Annotated in this window: 10 protein-coding genes and 3 pseudogenes; 3 read left to right on the top strand and 10 right to left on the bottom strand. The window is 39.2% G+C overall.

What is annotated here, in order from left to right:
• The 7 genes and pseudogenes from HCR01_RS33120 to HCR01_RS33085 form a co-directional block, all read right to left on the bottom strand.
• A partial coding sequence (locus tag HCR01_RS33120) for a MupA/Atu3671 family FMN-dependent luciferase-like monooxygenase (RefSeq protein ID WP_193200203.1) occupies positions 1 to 4,776 on the bottom strand: 4,776 nt, incomplete at its 3' end.
• On the bottom strand, positions 4,773 to 10,853 hold the full coding sequence (locus tag HCR01_RS33115) for a type I polyketide synthase (protein WP_193200202.1): 6,081 nt from the start codon (positions 10,851 to 10,853) through the stop codon (positions 4,773 to 4,775). The genes HCR01_RS33115 and HCR01_RS33120, both read right to left, overlap by 4 nt.
• A 1-nt stretch (position 10,854) precedes the next feature.
• Positions 10,855 to 14,445 (bottom strand): type I polyketide synthase, encoded by a 3,591-nt coding sequence (locus HCR01_RS33110; RefSeq protein ID WP_193200201.1) that lies wholly within the window; start codon positions 14,443 to 14,445, stop codon positions 10,855 to 10,857.
• A 109-nt stretch (positions 14,446 to 14,554) separates the two neighbouring features.
• Positions 14,555 to 17,737, bottom strand: a complete 3,183-nt coding sequence (locus HCR01_RS33105; RefSeq protein ID WP_193200200.1) for a type I polyketide synthase — start codon at positions 17,735 to 17,737, stop codon at positions 14,555 to 14,557.
• Complete coding sequence (locus tag HCR01_RS33100) at positions 17,734 to 20,049, bottom strand: AMP-binding protein (protein ID WP_193200199.1); 2,316 nt, start codon at positions 20,047 to 20,049, stop codon at positions 17,734 to 17,736. Before HCR01_RS33100 ends, HCR01_RS33105 begins: the two co-directional genes overlap by 4 nt.
• Before the next feature lie 61 nt (positions 20,050 to 20,110).
• Positions 20,111 to 21,348, bottom strand: a pseudogene (locus tag HCR01_RS33095) (ISAs1 family transposase).
• A 616-nt stretch (positions 21,349 to 21,964) separates the two neighbouring features.
• Positions 21,965 to 23,229 (bottom strand): annotated as a pseudogene (locus tag HCR01_RS33085) (IS701 family transposase).
• Between the two features lie 14 nt (positions 23,230 to 23,243).
• Here HCR01_RS33085 and HCR01_RS33080 point away from each other — a divergent pair.
• Entirely contained in the window at positions 23,244 to 23,609 is a 366-nt protein-coding gene (locus tag HCR01_RS33080; RefSeq protein ID WP_193200197.1) for a hypothetical protein, read from the top strand.
• Positions 23,610 to 23,630: 21 nt separating this feature from the next.
• Entirely contained in the window at positions 23,631 to 24,014 is a 384-nt protein-coding gene (locus tag HCR01_RS33075) for an IS1634 family transposase (protein ID WP_193200196.1), read from the top strand.
• Positions 24,015 to 24,469: 455 nt separating this feature from the next.
• On the opposite strand, the pseudogene HCR01_RS33070 reads toward HCR01_RS33075, so the two are convergent.
• Positions 24,470 to 24,661 (bottom strand): annotated as a pseudogene (locus HCR01_RS33070) (transposase); the annotation flags it as partial.
• A 543-nt stretch (positions 24,662 to 25,204) separates the two neighbouring features.
• On the opposite strand from HCR01_RS33070, the gene HCR01_RS33065 reads away from it, so the two are divergent.
• The gene (locus tag HCR01_RS33065) at positions 25,205 to 26,188 is read left to right on the top strand and encodes a DUF3102 domain-containing protein (RefSeq protein WP_193200195.1); all 984 of its coding nucleotides are present in this window, start codon (positions 25,205 to 25,207) and stop codon (positions 26,186 to 26,188) included.
• A gap of 165 nt (positions 26,189 to 26,353) precedes the next feature.
• Here the strand turns inward: HCR01_RS33065 and HCR01_RS40245 are convergent, their stop codons facing one another.
• Both HCR01_RS40245 and HCR01_RS40240 read right to left on the bottom strand, forming a co-directional pair.
• Positions 26,354 to 26,521: a tyrosine-type recombinase/integrase gene (locus tag HCR01_RS40245; protein WP_320073231.1), complete on the bottom strand. Its 168-nt coding sequence runs from the start codon at positions 26,519 to 26,521 to the stop codon at positions 26,354 to 26,356.
• A gap of 34 nt (positions 26,522 to 26,555) precedes the next feature.
• Positions 26,556 to 26,738 carry a tyrosine-type recombinase/integrase gene (locus HCR01_RS40240; RefSeq protein WP_264299971.1) on the bottom strand — a complete coding sequence of 61 codons (183 nt, stop codon included), beginning with the start codon at positions 26,736 to 26,738 and terminating at the stop codon, positions 26,556 to 26,558.
• Positions 26,739 to 26,834: the final 96 nt, after the last annotated feature.

The raw sequence follows: 26,834 nt of genomic DNA, 5'->3' as shown, positions 1-26,834 counted from the left end.
GCCATCTGATAGGTTGAGACTGGCTTGATATTCTGTGGCGATTTGTTCTAATGTTTGTGGTTGTTTTAGTCTGGGAGTTGATGATAAATCTACTACCGTAAATGGCACGACATCATCTAAGCCTTGGTTTATTTGTTTGTACTCTGATGCTTGTGATGTGAATCGTAAACGTAGAGCATCGTGATGTTCTAACAATTTTTCTACAGATGTCTCTAGGAATTCCGCTTTGATATTCTTGGAAATCTCTAATAAAACTGATTGGTTATAATGATGGGCTTCTTTTCTATTTTGTGAGAAGAACCAATGTTGAATTGGCGTTAGGTTTGCAACTCCAGTAACTAGGCTTTGTTTACATTCAAAATTAACTATTGTATTAGCGATTTTGGCTAATTCTGCTATGGTTTGATTTTGGAATATTTGCTGAGCAGTAATTTGTATTCCTGAGTTTTTAGCGCGAGAAACTAATTGAATACTAAGAATAGAATCACCACCAATTTCAAAGAAGTTGTCGTGGATGCTGATTTTTTCTTTGAGAAGTAGTTCTTGCCAGATATTAGTTAAGATTTTTTCTATGGTTGTACCTGGTGCTACATATTCATCTTCTTGCGAAACACCATTTGGTGCTGGTAGTGCTTTTCGATCTAGTTTGCCGTTGGGTGTTAAGGGTAAAGTATCTAAAGTTATAAATACAGCAGGTACCATGTATTCTGGTAACTTTTGCTTGAGGAATTGACGTAAGTGTTGGGTAGTCAGTAGTTCATCAAGTACTATATAGGCAACTAAGCGTTTATTACCACTGGTCTCTTCTGTGGCAATCACAACAGCTTGTTGGATTTGAAGGTGGGTGTTGAGAACTGCTTCGATTTCTCCAAGTTCGATGCGGAAACCCCGCACTTTTACTTGGTTATCAATGCGACCTAGATACTCAATATCACCGTTGGGCAAATAGCGGACGAGGTCACCTGTTTTGTAAAGGCGTTCGGATTTAGAATTATGAAAGGGGTTTGGGATAAATTTTTGTTTAGTTAGTTCTGGACGGTTAAGGTAACCTCTGGCTAGACCATTACCTCCGATGTATAGTTCTCCGGGTACCCCTATAGGGACTAGTTGTAAATTACGGTCTAAAATGTAAAGCTGTGTATTAATAATCGGTTTTCCAATCGACAGTTTTTGATCACAGTTTTTCACTGGATAAATCGTTGACCAAATAGTTGCTTCTGTCGGCCCGTACATGTTATAGATTTCCCCGGACACAACGGACGATAGTTCTTTAGCCAAAGATACGGATAGTTCTTCTCCACCAACCAAAATTTTGCTCAGGGACTTGAGGCTACTCATTTTATCCGGTAACATTTTTAACAGTGATGGAGTACATTGCAAATGAGAGACATTGTACTTGCTAATTTGTGTCGAGAAGGAAGATGTATCACTTTCGGATATATGTTTTTGATTACTATCCTCTTTTAATGCATTGATGTAATTTAAGCTAGAGATGACAGCATCAACATCCACACCAAAGTCAATTAAGCAGCCGACCTCATCAATATCAATGGCTTTGAGTTGGTTAATTATCTGAAGACATTTTTCTGGTGTACCCAAAAGTCCTGAAGTTTCAAAATAGCGATTGAATGCGTGAGTAACCATAGCATCCCTATCAGCTTGGCTTAAGTCTTCCGGGTTTTGATTCATGGAAACTGCAATGCTTTTCATCAGTCCCAGAGAACTGCAGAGATAATCAGATAATGGTTGGTATACTTGTTGGCGAACAGTTTCTAAATTTTCTCCAATATATGTATGAATCATTATGGTCACATGACCATTACCAGAATGACCATGCTCGCGCCAAGCTTGACGGTAAAGATTTATTTTTTCTCCTAGTTCTTCTATCGTTTGACCTAATAGGTGAGTCAGAACATTAACCCCTAGTTTTCCAGCTAATTTGAAAGTCTCTGGATTTCCGGATGCGGTCATCCAAGTTGGTAACTCGCTCTGAAGGGGACGGGGAAGAACTTTGATCTTGATCGCTTCTCCGTTACCATCTCTGCGTTTAACTGTTTCTCCTCGCCAAAGTTTTCTAACGGTTTCGATCGCTTCTAACGTCACAGCTTTACGCTGTGGGTAATTTTCTGGAGCTAAAATAAAGTCATTAGGTTGCCAACCAGTTGCAAAAGAAATTCCGACTCTACCATGAGATAGATTATCTACGACTGCCCATTCTTCTGCAACTCGGATGGGATCATGAAGGGGAATAACGACACTTCCTGCTCGAATTTTAATGTTTTCTGTGATAGCAGCGATCGCTGCACTAACTACGGAAGGATTGGGGTATAACCCACCAAACTGATGGAAATGACGTTCAGGAGTCCAAATTGCAGAAAATCCATGTCTATCCGCAAATTTAGCACCTTCGAGGAGTAATTTATATTTATCTTGATCACTATTTTGGTCACTATCGCTAGCAAAATAAAACAAACTAAACTCAATGTTTTTGTCTAGGGACTGAAGCTTTGATGTTGTGGAAGAGAATAGTTTTTTCTGTTCTGGGGCGATAATGACTTGGAAACCCCTGGCTAAAGTCCAAAATAACTCTAAAACAGAAATATCAAAACATATTGTCGTTAATGCTAACCAAGTTCCTGGAGAATTATTTCCAATGCGATCGTCTATTCCTGTAAAAAAGTTGATAACTTGACGATGCTCAATTGTTACTCCTTTTGGCTTACCTGTAGAACCAGAAGTATAGATAACATAAGCCAGATTAGATGATGTAACCTCAGCATCAAGATTCTGTTGAGAATATGCTGTGATATTTTTCCAATCCGTATCCAAACAAACAATTTGTAACTGTTGTGAGGATAACATTTCTCTTAAAGACTCTTGAGTTAAGAGAATCCTGACCCCAGAATCATCCAACATGTAACTTAAACGTTCTTGGGGATAATCAGGATCAAAAGGTAAGTAAGCACCACCAGCCTTAAGTATCCCTAAAATTCCCACCACCATCTCAATCGAACGTTCTACGCAAATCCCCACTAGCCTTTCTGCTCCTACACCCAGGCTTTGTAAGTAACGTGCTAGTTGATTGGCTTTTTGATTTAATTGCTGGTAGGTCAACTGATGATTTTCAAACACTACCGCTACAGCATCCGGTGTTTTCTCTACCTGTTCTTCAAACAATTGATGAATACATTGATCAATGGGATATTCACTCTCTGTATGATTCCATTCAAGCAACAACTGATGACGTTCTGCTTCACTCAATAAAGGTAATTCACCGACAACTTGTTGCGGATTTCCGATAATTGCTGACAACAAATTCTGGAAATGACCAGCCATACGCTCAACAGTCGGTTCCTCAAATAAGTCAGTATTGTACTTAAAAGTCCCAAAAACTGATGAACTACTCTCCACTATTTCAAAATCTAAATCAAACTGACCTTCCTGTTGAGGAATTTCAAAAGGTTTTAACTGCATTCCTCCCCAATCAACATTCTTTTCACTTTCATTCTCAAGCAGAAGAAGTAGATCTTGAGATTGATGTAATTGCTTCAGGGCAAAAAAAGCTTGAAAAATCGGTGGACGGCTAGGGTCGCGATGTATCTGTAATTTTTCTACAAGTAGAGAAAATGGATAATCTTGATGAGTCAGTGCTTCCAGTACTGTTTGACGAACTTGCTTCAGAAAATCCTTAAAACTAGGATTTCCCGACAAATTTGCCCTGATCACAACTGGGTCAATAAAGCAGCCGAAAATTTCAGCAAATTCAGCTTGACTTCGACCTAGAGACGGAGAACCTACTAGAATATCTTCCTGACCTGTGTAACGATGCAAAAGCAGCGCAAAAGTAGCTAAAAGAATTGTATAAAAAGTTACTCCCTCTCTTTGGGCTAATTTCTTAACTTGCTCAGTCAGCGTTTTCGATAACTTGAAGCGATAGGAAGCACCATTATAAGTCTGTATTGGCCCTCGTTGTTTATCTGTTGCGAGATTTAGTGTTGGTAAATCTCCTGCTAATTGCTGTTGCCAATAGCTCCACAATTTTTCTCCCTGGGCACTAGAGAGTATTTTTCTTTGCCAGTTCACATAATCTTGATAGGAATGTTTCAGAGGAAGAAGGGATATTTCAATACCAGATCTTTGTGCCTGATAGATTTTTGGCAATTCTTGTAGCAAAATATCAAAAGACCAGCGATCGCAAGCAATGTGATGCATAGTCAGCAATAAAATATGCTCTTCATCAGAACAAGTAAACCATCTGACTCGCACAACGGGCCCTGTTTCCAGATCAAATCGAATTTGATGAGCATCAACCACTTTCACTTTCAATTGATCTTCAATCCAACTAGAAGCATCAATTTGTAAGAAATCTAATTCCTGATTTTGATGTACATGTTGGATAGGTTCAGCTCCTCGTTGAGGAAAAGTAGTACGCAATATCGGATGGCGTTCCATTAGCACTTGGAATACCTTTTCCATTGCTGTAATATCTATCGCTCCGCATATACGAACGGACAATGATACGTTATAAGCATGACTTTCTGGTGCTAGTTGCCATAAAAACCAAAGTGCCTTTTGACCATAGGAGAGCGGATAAACATTAAAAGTATCTGGGTGCTTACAAAGTAACTCTAAGATTTCGGTCTTATATTGCTGTAGTTGACTGGTGACATCAGGAGTCAATACTTTTTGGGAACTACCAATGCGTAGCCTTCCACCCTCAGTCCACAACTTTACACCTTTGAGCGAAAGGTCTTGTAAGAACTCAATTAAATTCATAGTTCCACCTCAATCCAATTATTATCCTTGACGTCATTTAAGAGAGTGTGCTGGTTATTTTCTGACTCAAATGTTTGAAGCTGATCAATTTGAGTTAGTTGCTCATCTAATTCTGCTACTAAATCAACAATACTGATATCTTCCATAAATTTGACTATAGGTACATCAACTTCCAAGTCTGTTTGCAGTCGGTTCCGCAATTCCACAGACATCAGAGAATCAAGTCCCATTGTATTAAGAGATTGTTGTACATCAATTTGAGAAACTTTCATTGCCAATACCTGAGCAATTTCATCAAGTAGGTAAGCGGTCAACAGCTTTTCTCTTTCCCCAGGAGTTAACAGCTTTAATTGTTCTAAAAACCCGTCATGTTTTGCTTTTACTGCGTTCTGAGCTAAAGTTCTTGACAAATATCTTTCGATAAAATCTGCGATAAACGGCGAAGCAGACCATTGTTGAATAAACTTAGGCCAGTGAATCGGAACCACTCCAACTGAACCAGAAAGATTACTCATCAGTAAATCTAATGCTTCCAAGACCTGAGTTGGCAGAATTGCTCCCATTCCCTTTTTCTGTGCTCGTTCATCTGCTTCGAGCTTGGCTGCTGCTCCGATTTGTGCCACTATTCCCCAGTTAATGCTCAATCCTGGCAGTCCCGTACTTTGACGATAATAAGCTAAAGCATCTAAAAAGGCATTTGCTGCCGAATGATTTGCTTGACCAGCAGAACCAAGTAAAGATGCTGCGGAAGAAAACATTACAAAAAAGTCTAAAGGTTTGTTTACAGTTAAATTGTGGAGATTCCAGGCTCCTTGGATTTTGGGAGCCATTACCCGTGCAAACTTTGCCCAGGTTTGCTGCTGTAGAATTCCATCATCTAAAACACCTACAGAATGAATAATTCCTCGCAATGGTGGTAAAGATTGTTCTATTTGTGAAAATACCTCTGCAATTGACTCGACATCAGATATATCTGCCCGCATAACATCAACTTTAGCACCAACTTGTTCTAATTCCTGTAACTGAGTTTGGACAGCATCCTTAGCTCCACTACGTCCTACTAAAACTAGATGTCTGGCTCCACGTTCTACCATCCAGCGAGCCACCAATAAACCTAGACCTCCTAGACCTCCTGTGATTACGTAAGTGCTATCTTCACGGAATGTTGCTACTTTGTATGTTGTTGATGCAAAAACTTTATTTTTATTTATACCTTCTTGGCTATATTGATGATGAACTAAGCGAGGAACATAACGCTCTTGAGAACGAATAGCTACTTGGTCTTCTACACCATCCGAGCCGATTTCTTCCCATAAAGCTTGGGCTTGTTTTTCAATCTCTGCATTTGGATCTAAATCTACCCGTATGCATTTTAGCTCTGGGTGTTCCAAAGCAATCACTTTGCCCATACCCCACAAAGAAGATTGAACTATTCCCCGAACGCAAGGATTAATGTCGGGTACTGGCTGTGCTCCTTGAGTAACTAACCATAGCTGCGGAGGTTGAGAACCTAAGACCTTAACCAAAGCTTGCACTAAAAATAAAGTAGTTCCGCATACCCACTGTTGAATATCTTGTACATCATATCTTTGGCTTTGAGGGTCTATTTCGTCAATACTCCAACATTGAACAACACTATTTAAACTAGGTAATTTATCTGATAATGCTAGTAATAGTTGCTCAAATTCTTGAGGATTATTTGGGTTAATAGTAAACTCTTGTTGAGAAATTTGTTGAAATTCTTTTCCAGGTTTGACTAATATACAGACATTTCCTGTAGATTGCAACTGAATAGCTAACTGCTGAGCAATACCCTGTTGGTCTGCAAAAATCAACCAACTCTTTGCTTGAGAAGTATTGGATAATCTAGTATCCTCGGCTTGAGCTAAAATCACTGCTTGTTCGGACAAACCACTAGAACCATCAATATCAGAAATACTCACAGCTTGTTGAAAACCACTTTTTTCTAGCAGTTGTTGCCATTGTCTGACTGAGAGTAATGGGTAATTAGGTCTTAAATCTACATCGGTAAACCGCCACCAACCTTCAAGCAATCCAAAGATTAAATCAAACGATCTTTGGCGAGTGGTTCCTTCAAGTAGCACTAACATTCCTTTTGGTGCTAATAACTGCCGTACATGCTCTAAAGTATCAGATAAATCTGCTGTAGCATGTAGCACATTCGCTGCAATAATCAAATCATATTGATGGGACTCAAATCCTTGAATGGATGGGTCAACTTCAATATTTAAGGTTTGATAACGTACAAAAGGGTAATTTGCAAACTTCTCAGTCGCTTTAGTAGTGAATAAAGAACTAATATCCGTGAACACATATTCTGTTTGATCTGGATTCAAATAGGGTAAGATATGGGCGGTAGTTCCTCCGGTTCCCCCGCCAATTTCTAACACGCGCACCCCACGAGATTTGGGCAAATTCTCTAATGCTGATAAGACTGTTTGTTGCACCAAGGTGTTCATCAGCTTCGCTACTGAAGATTCTTGATACAGTTGGTTAGCAGTAGTTAAATCCCCTTGTGGGAAAACTAATTGCACTGGGTCACATTCTCCTCTCAACACAGAAGCTAGTCGAGAAGCACAGCGAGAGAGCAGAGTCAATTCAGTTAATGCATTGGGGTATTGACTTAATAAGGAGTTCAATAACTGTTGTGGATCTTTAATATCAGGTACTTTAGTTATTCCCCATCCACCATTAATTGGTTTTAGGATTCCCACTTCGCTGAGCATTTCCAGCAAACGTTCCAGTAGCCTAGTATGCTCTTGGACAACACCCAATTTCTGGGCAATGAATGACCTTGAAACAGATTCTCCTACCTGAAATTCCCAACCCAATTCCTGGAAAGCTTTTAGAATGTAGTCTATACTCAAAACTTCTAATTGGCTTATAACTTGTCCATACACTTCCAAGTTAGCTTGTTTTATCAACTCCACAACTTGAGGATAAAGTTTAGTATCAATTTCAGAAGCACTTGGTAAGTAAGTAGCTTTTAATTGCTTACCGAAAAGCACTTGAGAACGCCACTCTATCTTATAAAGCCAATCCTTCACATCTGTTGCTGCTGTCAGTTCTTCCTGATGCTGTTTGACCAATATTGCCAGCACTTCTGGTAATAACTTGACTTGTTCTACGGAAAATTTCCCAATTTTTTCTAATTGTTCAGCCAACTGTTGAGTATTCCCATTGTTCAGCCAATGAACAATAGTCGTAATCTTCTTTTCTGCATTGGAATCAGCGTCTTTTTGGCTTACGTTTTCTGATGTCTGTATCCAATAACGTTCTCTTTGAAAGGGATAAGTAGGTAATGTCACCTTACTACGAGCATAATCTTTATCAAACCCTAACCAGTCAACTTTAACTCCCCGCACATATAACTCTGCCAAACTTTGTAGCATTCGCTGCCATTCATCACCTTGTCTGAGGGAAGGCAACCAAACTCCTACTCCTGATGGCAAACACTGCCTTCCCATACCTAGCAAAATTGGTAATGGCCCGATTTCGAGGAAAATTTCATAACCTTGTTGGTGTAAAGTCTCTATACTTTGAGCAAACTTCACTGGCTGACGTACATGATTTACCCAATAAGTTGCTGTGGTAATACTATCATCTGCTCGCCTTCCTGTAACATTTGAAATCAATGGAATCCGAGGTTGATAGTAAGTTATTTGATTAGCAACTGCTTCAAACTCTGCCAACATCGGTTCCATCAAGGGTGAATGGAAGGCGTGGGATACTTGCAATACTTTGGTTTTGATTCCTTGTGATTCCAAGCTCTTGAGCAGCGTCGCAATGGCTTGTGATTCTCCAGAAATTACAATACTTTCGGGCCCATTGATGGCAGCTATTGCCACTTTTTGTGTGTATGGGGCAATCAGTTGATTAACTGTTTCTAGGGATGCCATCACAGCTACCATCTCACCCCCAGAAGCTAACTGCTGCATTAAGCGTCCTCGATGGGCAATCAGTTTTAAACCATCTTCTAAACTAAATACTCCTGCGACACAAGCTGCCACGTATTCACCCAGACTATGACCCATAACCACATCTGGTCTAATTCCCCAGGATTGCCATAACTGCGCTAGGGCATATTCTATGGCAAATAGGGCTGGTTGAGTATAGGCGGTTTGGTCAATGATAGAACTACTTAGTGTGACTTCTTGAGGATAAATAACGTTTAATATAGATTTTTCTAAATAAGATTGTAGAATTTGGTCACAAAGATCTAAGGTTTTACGGAACACAGGTTGCGTTTGATAGAGTTGTGTTCCCATGTTGAAATACTGAGAACCTTGTCCAGTAAACAGAAAAGCAATTTTAGGTGATTTACTATTACTAGAGAGTTTTCCTAAAAATACACCATTAGTCTCTTTGAGAACATTGATTTTTGCTAATTTATCAGCTAATTCTTGTTTGTCAGATGCAATAACGGCTAGACGATGATTGAAGTGGGCACGTCCTGTATTGGCGGTATAACAAATATCTGCCAGATCTAATTCCTTATGAGTTTCCAGATGATCGCGATAACGATTCACTAACTCTTCGAGAGCTTGAGGAATTTTTGCTGAAAGAGTTAATATTTGAGGAAATTCCTGTCTATTCTCACTTTTGACTTTGAGATTGTCACTCTTAGTTCGCAACTCTTTGCGCTTTTGACTTTGGATCTGTTCTGGTGCTTCTTCCAACACCACATGAGCATTAGTACCACTAACTCCAAAAGAACTAATTCCCGCAATTCTACTACCTTCTTTGATTTCCCAAGCAGTTAATTGGGTTGGTACTATCATTGGGTACTCATCCCAGTTGAACTTGGAAGTAGGGCGATCTAGATGTAGATGAGGTGCTATCTGCCGATTTTGTAACTGCAATATTACTTTAATTATTCCTGCAACTCCCGCAGCAGACTCTAAATGACCAATGTTAGTTTTTGCTGAGCCAACGATCAATGGTTGTTGCTGAAAGCGTGCTTCTCCATATACTTTTGCTAAAGACCTGATTTCAATTGGATCTCCCAAAGAAGTACCCGTTCCGTGAGCTTCGATGTAACTAATTTGAGAAGGTTCGACATGCGCCATCTTTAATGCTTGACGAATCACCTGTTGCTGGGAAGAACTGTTGGGAACACTAAACCCACTAGTAGGGCCATCTTGATTGACAGCAGAGCCTTTAATCACAGCAAGTATATTATCGGATGCTTTTTGAGCGTCCGAGAGACGTTTAAGTACTAAGATGCCACAGCCTTCTCCTCTACCTATACCATCAGCAGATTCATCAAAAGTTTTGCAACGACCATCTGGAGATAACATTCCTGCTTTCGACATAGCGATCATAGTGTCTGGCAAAAGTACTAAATTAACTCCACCAGCTAAAGCCATTTCACATTCTTGTTGTCGTAAGCTCTGACAAGCTTGATGTAGAGAAACTAACGAAGCAGAACAGGCTGTATCGATCGCCATGCAAGGGCCAGTCAGTCCCAAAGTATAGGATATACGGCCTGCCGCACTAAATGAACCTACCCCAAATGCAGAATAATCTGGATTGGGATCTGACTGATGGTGTTTTAGAATTTGACCATACTCATTATAGATAATACCGATAAAAACTCCTACAGGTCTACCTTCTAATCGCTTGGGTATGTAGCCAGCAATTTCTAGTGCTTCCCAACTAACTTCCAAAAGGAGGCGATGTTGGGGATCCATTCCTTTTGCTTCTCTGGGTGAAATGTTGAAGAAAAGCGGATCGAATTGATCTATTTCTTGCAAAAATCCTCCAGAGCGGATGTACATGTTTTCAGGAGTTTTTGAAGCAGTATTGTAGCCAGCATTAATGTCCCAACGATGATCAGAAATTGGCGCGATCGCATCAATTCCATTAGATAAAAGTTGCCAAAATTGCTCAGGATTATTGACACCTCCAGGTAAGCGACAAGCCATACCAACAATGGCGATCGGTTCTTTGATTGAATACTCTAGTTTATTCAGTTTGGTTTTTAATTTCTCAATTACCAAAACTGAACGTTCCAATGGCGATAATTGCTCTATATTTTGTGGAACCTTATTCATACTAGTTATATTCCATTAATTCTTTTAGTTCTTGATTGATGAGATTTTCTAAGTTTTGCTTTGATAGTTGTTTAATGTTGTAAGATGTTTCTTCTTCATCATCTTCTAGAGCAGATACTAGATTTGTCTCTTCTACAAGATGCCAATGCAATACTTCTTGAGCAATGTAATCAGCAAGACTCAGAATATTAGGCTGCTCAAAAATTAATACTGTAGGGAGTTCATAACCTAGGCTAGCAGAGAGTCTATTCTTAAGTTCTATTGCTAGTAAAGAGTCCATTCCCATTTCAAAAAATCCTTGTTCTGGGGAAGGAAGGACTTTTTCTCTTATATAGCCTAATACTTGAGCTACTTCCTTTTGCAGATAAGTAATTAAGTATTCGTGGCGATCGCTAGCTGGTGAGGATTCCCATTCCTGCCAAAAAAAGTCTCTTGATCTTAATTGCTGACCAATCATCCCTATTGGTTGCGTCTCAATTTGCTCTAAAAGTAATTTTCCCGTACTGGCTTGATAAAGTTCTTTGAAGACAAACCAGTTAATATCAACTATGACTTGGTTAGCAATTTCCCAAGCCAATACTTGTTCTAAAGCCGCAAAGGCATCTTTCGGTTTTAATAATTTCTCGCCTAATAACTCATAATTGTATAATTCAGATTTCAAATCTCCTTGTGGAATATCCAATAATCCCATATTGATAGTTAGAGCAGGTAATCCTAGACTGTGACGATAATGGGCAAAAACATTGAGAAAGTAATTAGCCGCCGCATAATGACCTTCTCCTTTAGAACCCCACACCGCAGTCATTGAAGAAGTACTAATGAAAAAGTCTAACTTTTTATTCTTAGTTAATTGGTGCAAATTCCAGACTCCAAGTACTTTCGGACTTAACATTGCTTTTAAGGTCTCAGGAGTTATTTCCTCAATCAGTGCAGACCCTAATACACCAGCAGCATGAAGAATTCCTCCTAGAGGTGGACAAGATGACTCTATTTGCTCGAAGACTTGAGACATAGCTCCGGGATCTGCTACATCAGCTTTGAGAAGCAAAACTTTTGCCCCTAACTCTTGTAATGGTCTAATTACCTCCCAAGTAACACTTGAAAGCTCACGACGATTGATGAAAACTAAATTTTTTGCTCCCTGCTGAGCCATCCAATAGGCAGCTTGTAACCCAAATCTACCTAAACCACCAGTAATCAAGTAAGTAGCATCAGAGCGAAAACTGATGGGTTTGGTTTTGATTGATTGGTTTTGACTACGTACAAGCCTCTCTACATACCTTTGGCGATCGCGAAAAACTACTAAATCTTCTCCATCTGGAGCTATTAGTTCTCTCAACAACTGGTTGGCTGTTTCATCAATAGAGGATTCTTTATCTAAATCTATAAGTCCTCCGACCACATGAGATAATTCTGTTCTTATAACCTTCCCTAACCCCCAAACAAGAGCCTGAGCTAAAGAAGGAGGGGTAACTTCTGAACCTATTTTTTGTACATTTTGAGTGACAAACCAAAGACAAGGCCATTGGTTTTTTACCCTGTTAATCAGTGCTTGCACCAGATTGAGTATGCTTGTGACAGTTATTGTTTGGTCTTTTTCTAAAGAAGTAAAGCTTGTTTCTTCAATATTTATGGTATCCAAGCTCCATAGATGTACTACCCCACGACACACCAGTTGCTCTGAGGCAAAAACTTGCTCGATTAGTAGCTCTTCGGAAGAAATTCGATATATCTCGCTAAAACGAACAATGAAACAGCGTTCTCCTTTTTCCTCTAAAAGTTCTCCTAGTTTTTCCCCTACACCAAGACTATCTGCTAAGATGAGCCAGCTACCTGGAGCTTTTTTAATTACCAGTTCTGATTCTGGGAGAGGTTTTGGTTGCCATTGCAATTGATAAAACCAATCTGTGTAATGATTCTGAGTATTGATTGAGTTAGCCAAATAATTAGTTTGCTGCATCTGTAACCCAGAAACTTCTACCAATAAGTTTCCCTCTTGATCAAAGATGCGAACATCTCCCTCAACAATCTCTTGAGTTTTTTTCAGAGGATGTTGGACAACTGCGTGGCTCCAAACTATATTTCCCATAGGGCGATAAACACGACAACTCTTGCATCCCACTGGTAGGTAAAAAACTGGCTGATGATTCTGAAGATTTTCATCGGAAAATTCATCATAATATAGTAAGACTGCGCCTAAAACATGATCGCAAGCATTAAGTAGGGATGGATTAATTTGGAAGCTATGATCTAATTCCATCATGCTTCCTGAAAACTCAACTTTTCCTAATGCTTCTCCTTTGCCAAGCCAGAGTTCTTTTATTCTAGTCTTAGAACTGGCTTCTTTTTGTATTCCATTTTGAGCCAATAATTGGTCAAATTCAGCCGGATCTTTAGCTTCTCTACATCGAGTTTTGATTTCTGAAAATGTAGTTTTGTAATCAGATAACGATTGTTTTTTATTTGAAATTATTTCCCTACCGTTTAATAGTCTTTGAGTAAGATTTTTTGGAGGGTAATCTAGATGTATTTTCGCTCTTACATAATTAGTGTAGTTTTCTCTAAGCTGATTAAGATATGGTAGGTGGTTTATAATGATATCTTCTTCTTGCCCAAAATCTAATAAAGAGACTATTTCATTTACTCCAACATTATCGAGTTGCTTAATTAACTCAAGACATGTTTCCGGTGTTCCAATCAGTCCACTTGTAGAAGCAAATCTGTCAAAAATAAAATTTACTAAGTTATCTAAATCTTTTTTAGATAAGTTGGCGAGCTCTACATTGTAACCTCTAGCCTGAGCTACACCCTGAAGAAAAATATGAGAATTAGACTTAAGATATTTACAGTAAGGAATACGAATTTGTTCTCGAACCAGATCGACATCCTCTCCCACAAAAGTATGTAACATTAGAGATACTATACCTATATTGGGATCGTGTCCATACTGACTTCTTGCTTGACGATAAATAGTAATTTTTTCAGCTAATTCTCCTATACTTTGTGTAAACAAGTTAGTTAAAAGATTAGCTCCTATTTCTCCAGCTTTAGCAAAAGTTTGAGGATTACCTACTGCTGTTACCCAAATAGGGAGTTCTGGTTGGATAGGTTGGGGATACATACTAATATCTACTAGTTTTCCGTTGCCACTTTTTACCTTGATAGATTCTCCTTGCCAGAGCTTTCTAACTGTTTCAATACCGACAAACAATTCTTCATGACGATTTTGATATTTCTCAGGGAAAAAAGCGAAGTTATCTGGACTCCAACCCGATGCAAAAGACAGTCCCACTCTACCAGCAGATAAATTATCTACAATCGACCACTCTTCTGCAATTCTCATGGGATGATGAAGTGGTAAAACAACACTGCCCGATTGTAATCTAACTTGCTGAGTTTCTCTGGCTAAAGCAGCATTCAATACGGATGGGTTTGGATAAAGACCTCCAAGGGGAGCAAAATGTCGCTCTGGAGTCCAAATACTAGAAAATCCATGACTATCTGCAAAACGAGCAGTTTCAATGACTAAGTTATATTTACTTTTATCTAAAGCATATTGACTATCGCCAAATAACATTAAACCAAACTTCATCTTTCTATTCTCCGAATTTTTATTCTTTATCTTCTGGTAGGGAGGAGTTTAAATACTTGTAGTAGATCATCCTACTCACCAATCCTCAATCTTCAATAACCAATCATTTTTAATAAGGAATGCTGGCAGTAAAATGCAAATTCCAAATATGTGGTATTGATTTTTGGTTATTTTGACAGCTATACACACAAACCTGACTCAAATTTTCAGAGCCATGAGAAAGGACAACTTGAATTTTTTGATTTCCTTGTTCTGATAAAAATAGAGGAAGATGGATTTTTAAATCTGTAATTAAGTCAGCCTTACCTAAAGAAGCTTGTGTTGCTGCCAGGGCGATTTCTATATAACCTGTATGAGGCATAAGTAAGGTTCCTGAAACACGATATTCTTGCAAATAAGAGAGATAGTGCTGATCAACCTCCATTTCCCAGATATGGGTATTGGGAAAATGAGCTAGGTTGTTTAATCGATAACCTAAGAGAGGATGTTCTTGACTCTGATTTTCCTTGTGCCCATTTCCCCGACTATTAACAGTTAATTCTTTTGTCTGTATCCAATAACGTTCTCTTTGAAAGGGATAAGTAGGTAATGTCACCTTACTACGAGCATAATCTTTATCAAACCCTAACCAGTCAACTTTAACTCCCCGCACATATAACTCTGCCAAACTTTGTAGCATTCGCTGCCATTCATCACCTTGTCTGAGGGAAGGCAACCAAACTCCTACTCCTGATGGCAAACACTGCCTTCCCATACCTAGCAAAATTGGTAATGGCCCGATTTCGAGGAAAATTTCATAACCTTGTTGGTGTAAAGTCTCTATACTTTGAGCAAACTTCACTGGCTGACGTACATGATTTACCCAATAAGTTGCTGTGGTAATACTATCATCTGCTCGCCTTCCTGTAACATTTGAAATCAATGGAATCCGAGGTTGATAGTAAGTTATTTGATTAGCAACTGCTTCAAACTCTGCCAACATCGGTTCCATCAAGGGTGAATGGAAGGCGTGGGATACTTGCAATACTTTGGTTTTGATTCCTTGTGATTCCAAGCTCTTGAGCAGCGTCGCAATGGCTTGTGATTCTCCAGAAATTACAATACTTTCGGGCCCATTGATGGCAGCTATTGCCACTTTTTGTGTGTATGGGGCAATCAGTTGATTAACTGTTTCTAGGGATGCCATCACAGCTACCATCTCACCCCCAGAAGCTAACTGCTGCATTAAGCGTCCTCGATGGGCAATCAGTTTTAAACCATCTTCTAAACTAAATACTCCTGCGACACAAGCTGCCACGTATTCACCCAGACTATGACCCATAACCACATCTGGTCTAATTCCCCAGGATTGCCATAACTGCGCTAGGGCATATTCTATGGCAAATAGGGCTGGTTGAGTATAGGCGGTTTGGTTCAGTAGGGGATTCTCATCGGTGGTTGGATAAAGAACTTCTAGTAGAGGTATTTCTAGATAAGAACGCAAAATATCATTGCAACGGTCAATAGTTTGGCGGAAAGTAGGCGCTTGTTCGTAAAGTTGACGACCCATGCCTGTATACTGAGAGCCTTGTCCTGTAAATAGCCAGGCGATTTTTGGGCGATTTTTGCTATTTACTTGGCCTGTAAGTAGTCCAGTATTATCTGTTTTTGTTATGAAAACAGTTAATTTTTTAACCAATTGACAACTAGATTCGGCAACCAAAGCTAACCGATATTCAAAATGCGATCGCCCTGTGTTGGCTGTAAAACAAACATCTCCAAGAAGCTCTTGAGAATGAGACTGGATGTAATTTTGATAAAGACCTGCCAGAGTATCTAGTGCTTTCTCACTTCTAGCGGTAAGACATAGAAGATGTAAAGGGCGTTCAATTTCTGGACGTATAGGTTCAATTTCCGGAGCCTCTTCGACAATCAGATGAACGTTGGTTCCACTCATCCCAAAAGCACTGACCCCCGCGAGTCGTTGTCCTTGTGTTGACCAAGGGGTAAGTTCGCGGGGAATTACTATTGGCAGACGATCCCAAGGAATATATGGATTTGGCTTGTGAAAGTGTAGATGAGGTGGTATTTGCTGGTGTTGGAGAGACAGTACTACTTTGATCAGACTTGCTATTCCTGCGGCGGCTTCCAAATGCCCAATGTTAGTTTTGACTGAACCAATTATTAAAAGATTATCTTTTGATCGTCCTTGACACAGCACCTTTTCCAAGGCAAATACCTCGATTGGGTCTCCCAAAGGTGTGCCGGTTCCGTGAACCTCTAGGTATTGAACTTCATTCGGCTCTACTTTAGCGTTTTCTAGTGCCTTACGAATCAATGCTTCTTGAGCAGAACCATTCGGAGCAGTCATACCATTGCTGCGGCCATCATGGTTGACTGCTGAACCACGAATGAGGGCGAGGATATTATCTCGATCAGCGATCGCATCAGATAAGCGCTTCAGTACGACGATGCCACATCCTTCTCCTCTAGCGTAACCATCAGCAGCAGCATCAAAAGTTTTACAATGACCATCAGTAGATAGTGCTTTGAGTGTACACAAGCCAATGGTGGTTTCTGGCGATAGTATTAAATTTACACCACCTGCTAATGCCAGATTTGACTCTTTAGCACGTAGGCTCTGACAGGCTAAGTGAACTGCCATTAGCGAAGAAGAGCAGGAAGTATCTAGTTGCAGACATGGCCCCTGAAAACCAAAAATATATGCCAATCTCCCAGCAGCAATCGAACGAGCATTCCCTAGGCTACTGTGGGGATCAATCCGGGTGAAATCCCCAGAATTGATAGTTAGCTGGGAATAGTCTTCCGAGCCAATCCCAATAAATATTCCTGTCTTACTTCCCTCTAACTGCTCTTTTGCAAGTCCTGCGTTCTCCAGTGCTTCCCAACTTACTTCTAGGAGCAGTCGTTGTTGGGGATCTATGGCGATCGCTTCCCTCGGAGAAATATTAAAGAATTTAGGTTCAAACCCGTCTACTCGCTCTAAGAATCCACCGTACTTGGTGTACATCTTTCCTGGTGTATCAGGGTTGGGGTCGTAAAAAATATTGATGTCCCATCTATCGGAGGGAATTGCTGTAATCGCATCTACCCCAGCTTGTAGTAGATGCCAGTATGCTTCTGGATTGTTAGCTCCACTGGGAAAACGACACCCTATTCCAATAATAGCTATTGGCTCATGCTTTTGATACTCTACTGCTTCCAGTTGAATTTTTGCTTGCTGAAGGGCAATTAGTAACCGTTGTGATGAAGAAAGGTTTTCTGCATAATTTTCGCTAGTTTGATAGCTCATCTACTGTTTCCCTCTAGCAAGTTTTCTAGTTCTGAGAGTTTTTTACCAATTAACAATTCAATCTGCTCTTGTGATAGTTGTTCTACTTCTAAATTTGAAGCTGGCTGAGAGATTTGTAATTTATTGATAGAGTGCTGTGCTACTGTCAGCTTTGCTTCTGTATTAGGAAGCGTTTGAGAAGCAAATATAGATGTTTTTATAGTTAATTCATTTGCTAAGTGATCTGCCAAAGATGCAATATCCGGGAAACTCCAGGCGATAGTTGGTTCAATTTCTTTAGGAGATTGCAGCCAAGCTTCCAACTGTTGTGCTAACTCTATTGCTATTTGTGAATCTACTCCATATTCAGCAAACGATTTGCTTGGTTCAATAGATTCAGATTTTATTTTCAATGCTTTGCTCAACCAATTCACTATCCAGTTTTGTATTGATTCGGCAGTATGATCTTTAACTAATCCATAATCTGAAACCTTTGCAAATTTATTGTTTTTGAGAATTACCGCAGGCAAGTTAGACTCGCTTTGGGATGTCAGAGATACTAGGCTATCTGGTTCTTCTGTTAACAGAGTATTTGCACTCCAAGATCCCACTAGATCTAAACTTCCAGCTAAATATCCAGCTTTACAAGCATGGCGTTGAATTTTCCCACTGGAAGTTTTAGGAACACTCCCAATTTTGAGCAACAACACAGCATAAACTTGTAATTCGTGCTGCTGTGATACAGCTTTGCAGATGGCTTTAACTACCTGATGAACATCTAATGATCGCAGATAACTCCGCTCTACTTCCTGAACAATTACTAACCGCTCTTTGCCCTCTACTTCTACAGCAAAGGCCGCTCCGCAACCAGGGTGTAATGCTGGATGGCTTTGTTCTACTGTTAGTTCAATGTCTTGAGGATAATGGTTGCGACCCCTGATGATAATCACATCCTTAAGCCGACCTGTGACATATAATTCTCCTTTGTGAAGAAATCCTAGATCCCCAGTTCGGAGAAACGGACCCTCACCTGTATCTTCTAAATAAGCGCTGAAGGTTTGTTTGGTCTCCTCTAGCCGATTCCAGTAACCTTGAGCGACACTCAGTCCTGATACCCAAATCTCTCCTACTTGTTCAGATGGACATTGAGCATTGGATTTAGGGTCAACGATCACGATTTTATCAAACATTGTCATACCACAGCCCACAATAGTCTGGAAATCACTATCGTCTGCTGCTGATGCTAGTACCTGGTTTTGTTCTAAGGCTGCTTTGTTGACTTGATGAAAAATAGGCGGAGCTGTTTTTAAACTACCAGAAACAAACAAAGTGGTCTCAGCCATACCATAGCAAGGATAAAATGCTTCCCAACGAAAGCCACAAGGTTTAAAAGTAGCTGCAAACCGCTTGAGAGTCTCTGCACGAATAGGTTCCGCGCCGTTAAAAGCAACATCCCAGCTACTTAAATCCAAGCTTTCCCGCTGTGAGGCAGTAATCTTATCTACACATAAATCATAGGCAAAATTCGGGCCACCACTTGTAGTTGCCTTATAACGGGAAATAGCTTGCAGCCAGCGAACAGGCTTCTGGAGAAAAGCCACAGGTGACATTAAAATACAGGGTACTCCCAAGTACAAAGGCTGTAAGACGTTCCCAATCAGCCCCATATCATGAAATAGTGGCAACCAACCAGCAATTATACTTTTTTCTGTATGCCCAAAAGCTATCTTGACCAGTTGCTCATTATGTAGCAAGTTGCGATGAGTAACCATCACACCTTTGGGTGTTCCTGTAGAACCAGAAGTGTATTGGAGGAAAGCTATGGTGCTTTCAGACAAATTCGGTTGCTGCCATTCTAATGCCAAGTTACTGTTGAGATTATCAGTTGCCAGCCGATGCAATCCGATTAACTCTAGATTCTGTGGTAATCGACTCTCTATATTGACTAACTCTGATGCAGTTGTAAGTAAAAACTTTGCTTGAGAGTTTGCCACAATTGCCTGTAGCCTGCTCACTTTTTGATTGCGTCGTGGTGAATAGGCTGGTACAGCAATTACTCCAGCGTACAGACATCCGAAAAATGCTGTGATGAACTCAAATCCTGGTGGGTAGAGTAGTAAAGCTCTTTCTCCATGCGCTCCCATGCTTTGAAGCAGCGCCCCAATAGCACGCGCTTGAGAGTCTAGCTGCTTATAAGTCAAATGGAATTCCTCGACTTCTCCATCCCGCAGAAATATATAAACCTGCCGTTCATTCTGCTGGAGAGATCTCCAGCAAAGAAGATCAACTAATGTAGAACAATCAGCAGGTAGCTCAAAATAGAGTTTGTTCATCTTTGAGTTCCTTGAGTAGATGACGAACTGTTAGAAAAGCAGGGTAAGCGCATCTCAAATGCTATTGAAAAGTGGGTTGAGAGGCATCATCATATTGGGATAAACAAGCAGCAAGAATAGTCAGCATATAGTTATTATTCATAGCGGCTCTATTTGATTTTTGACGATTACTACGTTTGAAAGATTGTTCTAGATTCAGAGCATTAAGTGCAATTCGTCGCAGCAGTGCTAAGTTTTGTGGAGCATGACCAATACGGACGCAGCAAGCATCTTCATTAATGTGACGTCCATTGTCCAATGTCGACCGTTTTCAACACCCCAATGTAGACGAATTGCTTGCCCTAATTTACAGGCATCACTGTCTAAACTAGTTAGATAAAACTGAACTTCACTGGTCGTTTGATTCCAAAGGTGTCGAACCCGGGCTACCATAACAATACATTTAAGACCAAGCCAATTATCTTGGTTATGTAAAGTTGGCAATTGAGAAACTGGAACACACCAAACTTGCCGCTTTTCGATACGATGATGACCTTTTTTTACCCTCTCATTATAACTATGAATAACACCTTCAAACCCTTGAGATAAGTGTGGCTCAAACCAATCTTTTACTTGTCCATGAAGTGTAAGATGATTACCTTTTAGCGCTAAGATCATGATCCGTTTTGGCGTTAAAAATTTGAGATGCTATTGCTGTTTGCGTACCCATTGCATCAATTGTAATAATACATCCAGCTATCTCTAATAATTCTAACGACGCAGGAATTGCTGTAATTTGATTCGATTTATCGGCTACTTTTACTTGCCCTAAAACAAGACAATATTCGCTCGACCAGGCGCTAACTAAATGTAATGCGGATTTCCCCTGTCCTCTATTGTAGGAAGCTTTCAGGGTTTTACCATCAATGGGAATTACTTGCGCTCCTACTGACTCAATTACAGATTCTACCCAATGTCGAAAGCATCGCTCAAATACTTTTGGATTAATCCGTTCAAACACCCGTCGAAATGTATCTGCACTGGGGATACCTTCTGGCAAAGCTAAAAACTGCTCCAGCCATTCGTATTTACTCAATCCATAATTTTCCATGTCCTCCCATCCCTTACCTCCGGCATCACTGATAATATTCCTATGATTAAAATATCTGTTAAAACATGGATACGGGTTCTTTCTACACGCGGATCTTCTATCTCACTAAAAATCGATGCCGTTTTTTCTGTCAGTGCAGTCGCATTCGCTAGGCTCAGTTTTTTTGTGCTTTCAATCGTTGGTTTTGGAGATTTGAAACTTGATGCCATCATACTGACCGTTTAAGTAGGATAGATGTGTTACTCTCTTAGCCTAATACTTGTCATCTTTAATACTCAAATATCTTCCATAACGACAATTGTGCAAGATATTCTGTTATTTTCACTACAAAATTAGATGTAGATGCACTTACCCTGGTTAGAAAAGTCAGCCAGTTAAATAGGAAATAGCCAACAGGGAGGTATAACGCCAACGCTTGTAAAGGAGTCGAAAATTAAAGCTCAAATCTTCTGTTGAGTTAGCAGCAACGAAATAGAGCAACAGGAATCTGCCGCTGATGCAGAGAGAACGCATCTAAATTTAGTCTTGACAAAAACTGCAGTTTTAACCTATTTCCAGCCAATATTTACATATTATAATAATAAAGTGGATAAAAATAGTTAAGTATTTAAACCAAAATCTTTAAAGTTAGGTTAATAAACAATAAACACGTATCCAATTATTAGCTAGATATTTTGCTCTAATGAAAGTAATGAAAACTGCTAATAATCAGTGATTATTTATCCTAAATTAAGGTGCAAAAATACTTGGTTGAACGTTTGGAGGGTAGGAGTTTCATCGCTGATGATGTACCAAATTTCCCTACTAGCGGGACTTAGACAAAAATCAAGCCCAAATGTAACCCAAACTAGCTTTGTAAGCAGCAAACACGTCACGATTTGAGTTCAACCAATCAATAAATCGAAAAGACATAGCTGTTCTGAACGCTTCTAAAGCTTCAGTAAAAGTGTTTAAAGGTTTGTTTGCCCACCGTCGTCTTAATCCTCCAGTTAACTGATGCCAAAGAATAAAAGTATCGGCACAGAAAACCAAAATAAAATGGCGCAATAAACTCCTTTGCTCGCGAACTTGATATTCTTTAAGTCCTAACCATCCTTTAGCTTCCCTGTAAAAAACTTCTACCCAATTCCTTTGAGAATATGTATCAACTATCCATTGTGGTGTAACAATTGATGAAGATATATTAGTGATGAAGTAGTCAATATCGGTGGCGGCTGAGAAAGTAGAAGCATTCATGACGATCGCAATATTTCGCTTTCCAGTTAAACTTGATATTTCCACTTCACAAGTTACTACCCATAATGTTTTGGGTTGATCCAAATATATTTGAATTTCTGTGAAAGCCTCTTTGGGTAAGCGCTGGGCTAATTCATCTAACCGAATTGTTTGTTGAATATTGTCTGTTTGATTAACTGTTATTTTTCGATTTTTAGCTAACCCTCCTAAATATTTTAATTGCCGTTTTTCCAACTCTAATAAAAATGATGTATTGTTGCCATATCCAGCATCTACAATTACTATCCCAGGTTGATATTTTCTGTTTAGGGTTTTATCTATCAACTTGACTGCTAGTTCTGGTTTTTTCTCAAATAGAGGGTCTTGTTTCCCTTGAGCTAAAGAATCAGCGTGTTGATATAACTCTATATCTAACGGTAAGCTTTTTCTGCCATCAGATAAATGCGTTGTTACTACTACGATTCCATGATCTGTTTTGCCAATTTCTCCAATATACGTCTCCCCACACCAGCAGTAAAATTACCACTTTTTCTCTGACCAGAATCATCAATTATTAAGCTAAAACCTCTACTAATTCTCGTTTGACTGCACTTATTCATGATTTCTAATCGACGCTCATTCACCTGCCCACTAGACCAAGGTGCTTCGGTCAAAAAGTGATGTAATCGGTGGTACGTTACACCTACAGCATTATCCGCCATTTGAAACAGGTTTTTTCTCTCTCTTTCCCCCAGTAATCCCCCTATATAGTGTCTAAACTCTCTTTTTTGAGCTTTATGAGTAAACACATCATCAAATCTTTGACACCATCTGTCAAAGCAGGGGGGCATCGCTGTGGGAGTGGTTTCTTTCATGAGCTTTTTCTAACGTGAAAGCTATGTTAGTTAAGCATTATACTCTTTTTTGGCTTAATTTTTGTTTAAGTCCCGTTAATCAAGCTCAAACAAATGCTCATCAGAAGCTAACTAAGCTATGTAATGAAGAATTTGCTTGTCATCGAAATGCCAAAAAAGCTGCATTACATCTATCAGAGCAATTAAAATATCATCGGTTGACTGAAATTAAAATATCTAAAAAACAGTTAAAGCCTCAGATTAAAAGCAAAAATAACTCTCAGACTGATTGGAAATATTGCTATCAAATATCAGCGCAATTAAAACAAGATGAAGAAGCAATTGAACTTGAAAATCGTACTTCTGATAAATTTATTTTAGCAACTAATATTATTCATTAATCTGAATTGATCTACTCAGACATGATTAAAGAATATAAAGCTCAACAATCATGTGAGAGAGGATTTGCTTTTCTCAAAGACCCTTTATTCCTAACAGATAGTATATTTCTCAAGTCCCCAGAGCGCATTGAAGCTTTATCCATGATTATGGGGTTATGTTTGTTGGTTTATACTTTAGGGCAACGACAGTTACGTGCTCGTTTATTGGCTCAAAACCAAGAAATAAAAAATCAATTAGGTAAACTGACACACCGTCCCACTTTGCGATGGATATTTCAATGTTTTCAAGGTATCCACGTATTAATTATTAATGGTTTTTCACAAATATCAAACCTCTCAGATGAAAGATTATGGATATTACAATTCTTCCCTAGTACTTGTCGTCGCTACTATTTATTATTTTGATTGTCATTTTCTTCAAGCTTTCCTTTTATCAACTTTTTTTGAGTTACTCACTCTAGTTTCAGTAGCTTTACTTTTTTATGCAGTATTTTTTATACCGATTCATTTTTTATCAAACTCTGGCTTGATTTTTAACTTTCCTTCCCTCCAGTTTTGATCTTGAATCAAAAACTAGCCCCAAAATTCCCTACCTTTTCTTTTGTGACAGTTCCGGGTGCGGAATGTGGGTTTAAAGGGAGCATCCCAATTTGGCAAAAAGAGGGAAAAAAGCCCAGATTATTCGCGAGTATCCATCGCGAATAATGTTTCTTTATTCATGCACATTTGGGATGCTCCCGTTTTAAATAGCCAGACATACCTTCAATTCAACATTTAGAAGCATTTTCAACAGATACCAGCTTCCATCAGTTAATTTTAATCTCAAGTATTGATAACCATTCTCATAAGGAGAATTACTGCTTACGTTGCCATTTTCTGTAGTAGCTGTAAACTGTTGAACTTGGAGGAAAGTCTGCTGGAAGCATATTCCATTGGCATCCCGTTTTAAAGTGATAGTAGATTGCATTGCATACTGCTCGCATATCAGTTGTGCGCGGATGTCCTCCTTGTTTAGGTTGTGGAATTAAGAGAGCTAGGATTTTCCATTCCATATCATTTAAGTCTGTTGGATAAGACTTTCGTGCTATGAGCAACTATATAAATACACTGTATATGAGGTATCTTAATCCTTGCGCTAATCCCCTCCTGCTCGCCTTTAGATTTACTTTATAAATAGCCTCTAATATGCACCATTCATCTGCTGTAATATTTTGTGCTATTTATTTGCCTTTTGCTGATTTTCTTTATAGGTGCAAGATATAAGTTATCTTAACCTCTCACGGATGGTACTATAGCGAGGTTGGTTAAAATTGCACGATCTCTGTGAGGGTTGGCAACTTGCTAGAGAAACTTAACCGGAAAAGTCAGATAAATAATTTGATTCAGAGAAAAATAATAAAATAATTACTTATCTTTAGATAGATGCTTTTATTTTTAATCTATTTAGAAAATAGGTATGCAAGAATATTTTTGTAATACTAGCAACAATAACTAAATTAGATATTACAACTATTAGTATTTCTAATAACAACTTTACAGGTTGAGACATTAATAATTCAGTTCTATTAATCCTTTAGTATTGGCAGTGCATCATTATGAGTTTATCTGATTCTACGGAAGTAATTGAGTTTTATGAGCAACCATTGTCTAAATTATTACAACCAGTTTTAACTCGAGAAACACAAGGTTTTGACTATAGTATTCTCACCTCTAAAGTCCAGATTCTTGTTCAAAGTAAAACCTCTGAACTTAAAAATTTGATACATCGGAGTGCTCAGGACATAATTGATATTGGGCAGAACTTGACCGAGGTAAAAGAACAGTTAGGTCATGGAAATTTCAGAGCTTGGCTCAAGGCTGAGTTTGGCTGGAGTGTAAGAACAGCAACTAGATTTATGCAAGTGGCTGCTCAATTTAAATGTGCCAATTTGGCGCATTTGAATATTGCTGTTTCAGCACTTTATCTCTTAGCAGAACCATCTACCCCTGAAAAAGCTCGTAGAAAAGCTTTAGAACTTGCTAAAGAAGGTGAAAACATCACTCACCCTAAGGCTAAGGTTATTGTCAGTCATTATCAGGAGCAAGCTCAAGCTAATGATCTTAAGTCAGCTACTATGGACATCTCTACTGTAGCTACGCAAGGTAATTCATTTACTTCATCTAAACCATATCAACCTCTGCAAACTCATTCTCAGCTAGAACTAAAAGACGAAGCTAACTCAGTAGCGGTAGTTCCGTCAGTTGAGACTGATCTCACTAAAGAATCTGACAAGAGATTAGAGCAGAAAACTGTTGAGAAAGTTAATTTTATTCGCAGAGAATACTCAGAAGTAGCGGCTGAATTACAGCCTGAACTCACCAACCACATACGTGTCCTTAACATCAAACATCAAAACCTAGATTTGGTCACGAATACAAATCAGACTTTTGATCTGACCTTTGTTGGTGTGCGTGTTGATTTTAAGGGTTCTCCAGAAGCATTACTCATTTTATTTGAACAAATGCAGAACAATCCTGCGTTTACAGAGGAAGTTATACAACAGGCAAAATTACTTGCTGCAAATGGTCTTGTCGATTAAGTTCCTATTTGGGTGAAATCCGTGAGGCTGTCATTTGCTGAGAGCGATTTTTTTCGGGGGAGATGGGCAAGAATTAGAGAGCGAAAAATTTTGGGGGAGATGAGCATTAATCATCCCAAAGACCTTGAAATTTAGTAGATGCAAGTTCGTGTAACGAACTGTGTGCTAAATATTTTTATGTCCCAGATAACTTTGAATTGTCCGAGTATCAATACCTCGATTAGCCAAATAATAACCAGTTCCATGCCGCAGCATATGAGCATGGACTCTGAAAAGTAAACCAGCTAATTCACCAGCCCGTTCAACAATGCCGGCGATCGTATCATGTGCCAACGGGCCACGTCAAGAAGACTGGAAAACATAGGGGCTAGCAGGATAATCTCTTTGAAGCTTGCGTCGATGTGCGAATTTCTTCAGAATAAAGAGGATGAGTAGATGCAGTGCCTTTTTTAACTCGCTTTACGTAATTTGTCCCACCATGAAAGTCAATTTGCTCCCATCGCAGAGATGCCACCTCTGCCACTCGCAATCCGTGACGGTAGATCAACAAAATTGGTTGTGTTGCAAAAACTTATTGAGAAGAAACATTCTGTATAAATCAGAACTAGTTATGCAATTATACCGAAGATTTGAGCAACAAATTTTA

This window comes from Nostoc sp. MG11 (genome assembly GCF_014904695.1).
Lineage (GTDB): Bacteria > Cyanobacteriota > Cyanobacteriia > Cyanobacteriales > Nostocaceae > Komarekiella.
This window is presented reverse-complemented; position numbering and strand designations above follow the sequence as displayed.